General features: G+C 66.2%; 3 protein-coding genes. 1 reads left to right on the top strand and 2 read right to left on the bottom strand.

Annotated elements, in window-relative coordinates; translation table 11 throughout:
- Window positions 1-368 precede the first annotated feature (368 nt).
- Window positions 369-1,136, bottom strand: a complete 768-nt coding sequence (gene cobM, locus NP4_RS07525; protein WP_067994060.1) for a precorrin-4 C(11)-methyltransferase — start codon at window positions 1,134-1,136, stop codon at window positions 369-371.
- Window positions 1,137-1,189: 53 nt separating this feature from the next.
- Between cobM and NP4_RS07520 the strand changes: the two genes are divergently transcribed.
- Window positions 1,190-2,077 (top strand): MOSC domain-containing protein, encoded by an 888-nt coding sequence (locus NP4_RS07520; RefSeq protein ID WP_067994057.1) that lies wholly within the window; start codon window positions 1,190-1,192, stop codon window positions 2,075-2,077.
- Here NP4_RS07520 and NP4_RS07515 read toward each other — a convergent pair.
- Window positions 1,989-2,945 (bottom strand): YobF C-terminal domain-containing protein, encoded by a 957-nt coding sequence (locus NP4_RS07515; RefSeq protein ID WP_245997750.1) that lies wholly within the window; start codon window positions 2,943-2,945, stop codon window positions 1,989-1,991. The genes NP4_RS07520 and NP4_RS07515 overlap by 89 nt on opposite strands.
- Window positions 2,946-3,044 lie beyond the last annotated feature (99 nt).

Genomic DNA, 3,044 nt, shown 5'->3' with positions numbered 1-3,044 from the left:
CCCTAACCTCGCTTCCGAAACGCCCTGCAGCGCTCCCCGACGGCACACCGACGCCGACGCGCACCTGAATCCCAGCGTGGCGTCCGGCGGTCGGGGCTCACTTCAAATCTCAATCAGACAAAAATGTTCATAGGACCTATACGCCCTACGGGCCGATCTTGTTACATGGTCATGACCATGACGGCAAGCCACGGATCGGTCACATATCGAACCTCGCTGATGAACACCGAACCAATCTACCGTCCACGACGGCTCGGCGACCAAAAAGGTTCATAGCCGAAAAGCATCGAACCAGCACCTACGGCGTGTGCGATGAAAACTTCCGTCCGGCAATATATCTGAACATACCGCGCGGTGTGCGTTCGCTCTCAACAGCCGGGCCCGGCGGCGATGTGACGGACGCGGGAGGGGTCGTAAAGGTGTGATTCGACACAGTCGACCGTCCGGCCCAGCGCCCATCCCACGATGATCACCGCCGCCTGTCGCAGACCAGCGGATTCGACCTGTTCGGCAATGGTGGCGAGGGTGCCGCGCAGGACGAGTTCGGCGGGCTGACTCGCGCGATATACAACAATAACCGGACAATTAGGACCGTATTCTTCCGTGAGTCGCGCGGCGAGCTCCCGAATCCGGGTGATGGCCAGATGTAGTACCAGCGTCGCCCTGGTCGCCGCGAAAGCGGCCAGATCCTCCGATTCCGGCATGGCGGTCGACCGAGCCCGGGCCCGGGTGAGCACCACCGACTGCACGAGTTCGGGCACGGTCAGCTCGGCGCCCAGCAGCGCCGCCGCGGCGGCATAGGCCGGTACGCCCGGCGTCACATCCCACGGCACCCCGAGCGCGTCGAGCCTGCGGGTCTGCTCGCTCAGCGCCGAATAGAGGGAGGGGTCGCCCGAACAGAGCCGGGCCACATCCCGACCCGCCTCGTGCGCGATCCGGCAGTGTTCGATGATGCGATCCAGATCCAGCTGCTGGGTATCGATCAGCTCGGCCCCGGGCGCGCAGTGGGCGAGCACCTCGGGGTCGAGATAGGTCCCTGCGTACAGACACACCGGCGACTCCCGCAGCAGTCGTACCGCGCGTACGGTCAGCAGATCCGCGGCACCCGGCCCGGCCCCGATGAAGTGCACGGTCATCTTGTGAGTGTAGAAACTGCTTCGAGGGCAACCGGATCCGAGGGGACACATCTATGGCCACCGTCACCGCGCTGATCACCTATCCGATCAAGGGGTGCGGCGGCATCGAGCTGCCGGCTGCCGAGCTCACCCCGGCCGGACTCGCCCACGACCGCAGTTTCATGGTCATCGGGGAGGACGGAGTCTTCCGATCGCAGCGCCGCGATCCGCGCCTGGCCTTGATCGCCCCGGCGATCGATGCCGCGGGGCGGGTGCTGGCGCTGCGCGCGCCGGGGACGGAACCGATCGAGATCGTGGTGGCGGCCGACGGTCCGCGGCGGCCGGTCACGCTGTTCAACGTGCCCTACTTCGGAATCGACCAGGGCGATGCCGTGGCGGGCTGGCTCACCGAACTGCTCGGCGTCGCGAGTCGGCTGGTGCGGGTGCCGCCGGAACATCGGCGCGTCACCGACGGACTCATTCCGGGCACCTCCGGATACGCCGACAGCTCTCCGATGCACATCCTGTCCACGGAGTCGCTGGTCGATCTCAACGATCTCATCGTCGAGCGGGGCGGCGCACCGCTGCCGATGAATCGGTTCCGCCCCAATATCGTCGTCACCGGCTGGGGCGAACCGTATCGCGAGGACAATCTGCGGCGAATCACGCTCGGCGACACCGAGTTCGGCTACGCCAAGCCCGCGATCCGCTGTGCCGTAACGCTGGTCGACCAGTACACCGGCGCTCGATCCGGCCCGGAACCGCTGCGCACCCTGGCCGTGACCCGGCGCGTACCGCAGGGCGGGGTCGCCTTCGGCTCCAAATTCGCCGTACTGCGCACCGGCCGCATCACCGTCGGCGACGAGGTCGTCGTCACCGAGTGGGCACCACCGCGGCCTCCAGTTCCGCCGCGAGACGCTCATAGGTCGGAGCCAGGAGACGCGCTTTCGCCGCGGCGCTGACGAAATCGTCGGTGACGACGTCGTATTGCATCGTGCCGAGCAGGCGGGACTGGGTGAGCGCCACGGCCGCCGCCTCATCCATCCCCAGCGCGCCCAATGCCCGTGCGGCATCGGACAATCGGCGCGAGCCCACCCGCAGGGCGAAATACACCAGGTGGGTCTTCATCTCCGCATCCGGCCCGGCCGACAGCAGATCGGCCATGCCGAGCGCGGCCTCCGCGCCGCCGACCGTACCCGGCGGAACCGCGAGATCCTCCCGGCCGCGCAGGAATTCGATGGCGTTGGGCACCGCGGCGCGCAGCGCCTCCTCGACCGACACCGCACGCTCGCGCACGAATCCGTAACGCATCGAGAAGGGTTGGCCGTAATCGAGTTTGCCGCCCTGCCAGGCCGACATCAGTTCCGAGATCGGCAGCGTCACGAACGGATAGCCCTGCGGATCGTGCATCAGTACCCGGTCATCGTCGACGCCCAGGGCCACCAGATAGTGGTCCGCGCCGATGGGTCCGCTCATATCGGGCTGGTACCACAGCATTCCCATCTCGACCGGGCCCATGAGCACCGGGCCCCACGCCACCGCACGACGTAACCGTTCGGCCGCCTCCTCCCGCGTTCCGCCGCGCACGGTCTCACAGCGCCAGCCCAGCAGCCCGATGGCGATATCGAGGCCGAATTCCGGTGTCCACCCGTACGGGTCGAAGAACGGCATCCGACCGCCGAGCAGCGCGATCCCGAACGGCGAACCAGTCAGCACCTCGATCACCGCGGGCGACGGCGCGGCGTCCTCGAGCACCATGGCGAGCGAATTGCTGTAGCAATATGGGCCCGAGCCGATGTAGAGCAGATCGCGCATGACACCACCATTCACATCAAAAATATTGCTGCTCAACGAATTTCAAGTCCAGCAGTCGCAATGGTAGTAAATTTCACCCCTATGGGGCAAGAGCGACATTTTATGCGTGACCAG

Source organism: Nocardia pseudobrasiliensis NBRC 108224, from assembly GCF_001613105.1.
GTDB classification, from domain to species: domain Bacteria; phylum Actinomycetota; class Actinomycetes; order Mycobacteriales; family Mycobacteriaceae; genus Nocardia; species Nocardia pseudobrasiliensis.
Note: the sequence above shows the minus strand (reverse complement) of the source record. Positions and strands in the feature narration are given on the sequence as shown.